General features: G+C 56.0%; 1 protein-coding gene. It reads right to left on the bottom strand.

The window, feature by feature from the left end; all coding sequences use genetic code 11:
• Positions 1-2,112 (bottom strand): PAS domain S-box protein (locus LN415_09790; protein ID MCJ2557377.1); only part of this gene is annotated, 2,112 nt, incomplete at both ends.

Here is a 2,112-nt window from a genome sequence, read left to right as displayed (position 1 = left end):
ATACCTGTTGGGGGCGTCTTCTCCCTTCCGCCTCTTTATTACCATGTTCTCCACCATCTCCCGATCCTTTGGGGAGATGTGCTTGAAGGGGGACATGCCGATGAGTTCCTCCGGGTCATCGTAGCCCAGGAGGCTGGCGGCGCTCTTGTTCACGTAGAGGTACTGCGCATCATCCAGGACGAAGACGGCGTCTCTCGAGGAGTCCAAGAAGGTCCTGTACCTTTCCTCGGAGGCTTGAAGGAGATCAAGGTGTCTCAACCTCGACAGGGTCAGGCCGACGTTCTGGGAGAGGATCTCGAGGAGCTTCTTATCCTGCTCCGTGAAAGCGTCAAGCACCTGGCTCTCGACGTTGATTATCCCAATTACTTCGCCCTCCGATTTTATGGGCACCGTGAGTTCAGAGAGTACATCGTAGAGACCCTCTGAGAACATAGGATTGTAGTCCTCATCCAGTCGAACGTCGGGCACGAGTTGGGACTCTCCGGTCCTAACGGTCCGAACCGTTATCCCGGGTCCATCTAGAGACCATTCGTGGCCTTTCTCGACGTCAGACCCAGTTGTGAATATCATCCGGAGGACATCTCTGTCCACGATGGCGAAGCTGCCGAGGTCGAAGCCTAGGACTTTTTCGATTGTTGCGAGGGTCCTCTCCGCGACGTCCTGTAAATTTCTTGCTTCGCCGAGGTCCAGGGTGTGCCCGTGGAGGGCCTCCAGCCTCTCCTGGTAGAGGATGCGCTCGTCTTCAACTCGCTGTCGCTCAGTGATATCCCTCGATATGGCCTGGAAGCCGATGGTTTTCCCGTTCTCTTTGAGGGGGCTTATCTGGACCTCGCTAAAAATGTGTGAACCGTCTCCTCTGCGCGTGCGTACATTGAAGGGACCGGGTAGCTTGCCCTTGAGGACTGAGGGGAGCATCTTCTGCAGCATGGTCCGGTAATCGGGGGTGATGAAGCCTAGCTGGGTGATGTGCTTGCCTACGAGTTCCTCTCTGGGGAGGCCCGTCGACTGTATCACCTTCTGGTTGACAGACGTGATGTATCCCCTGAGGTCCGCCGTGCATATGGCGTCGGGGGCTGACTCGACCAGCCTTCTGTAATCCTCCTCGGAGCGCTGAAGCTCCTCTCGCATGGTTTTCTGGTCGGTTATGTCTTGGGCTATCACCTGGATGCCCGTCCTCTTTCCGTCTATGTGTAGTAGAGATGCCTGGACGTCACACCAGCGTTCTACGCCGTCTTTCCTTCTTAAGGGAAACTCGAATGACGGGAGCACGCCGTCTGAGAACAGGGCTTTCCTCATCTCCAAAATGAAGTCTACCTTAGGCCTCCCATCCTTCCGCCCGCTCGCGAACGAACTGAAGGTCTTCCCCAGTAGGTCGTCTTCAGCGAACCCCGTGAGCTCAGTGAACGCCGTGTTGACAGAGGTCATCTTCCCATCGAGGTCGTGGATCGATATGGCGAAGGGGGAGGTCTTGAAGAGGGATCTGTACCGTTCCTCAGAGTACTTCAGCGATTTCTCTATCTGCGTGCGTTCCGAGATGTCTGTCACGACACCCAGGATTGAGGCCTCGCCGCCGTAGCTGATCAGCTTAGTGGATATTATCGCGTCGAGTCTACTTCCATCCTTCCTGAGGAGCGCGTACTCGTAGGGGGCGACTTCCTCGCCTTTCAGATGCTTGGCGTAGTTTGATCTTATGGTTTCCAAAGACTCTGGGGCAATTATGGACATGAAGTTGAAGTCCGGCGAGTAGAACTCCTCCCTCGTGTAGCCCATCTGCTCAGCGGACATCTCGTTGGTGTAGAGGACATTACCTCCCCGGTTGATGAAGATCATGTTGGGGGAATGCTCGGCGAGGTCCCTGAACATCCGCTCCCTCTCCTGTATCTTCTCCTCGGCCTGCCTCCGCTCGGTGACGTCCGTGAGGAAGTGGAGCGAGGCCATGCTGCCGTTCCAGTCGATGTCGATGCCGTTGATCTCGATCAATCGTACGTCGCCGTTCTTGGTGATGACCCGGAACTGGTAGAGTGCGGTCTTCGATGGGTCGCGGTTTCTGTATTTTTCGAGGGCTTCTGTGCGGTCGTCGGGGTGGAGGTGGTCTATGAACTGCTTTCCGAG

The sequence above is a fragment of the Candidatus Thermoplasmatota archaeon genome, assembly GCA_022848865.1.
Taxonomy (GTDB): Archaea; Thermoplasmatota; Thermoplasmata; order RBG-16-68-12; family JAGMCJ01; genus JAGMCJ01.
This window is presented reverse-complemented; position numbering and strand designations above follow the sequence as displayed.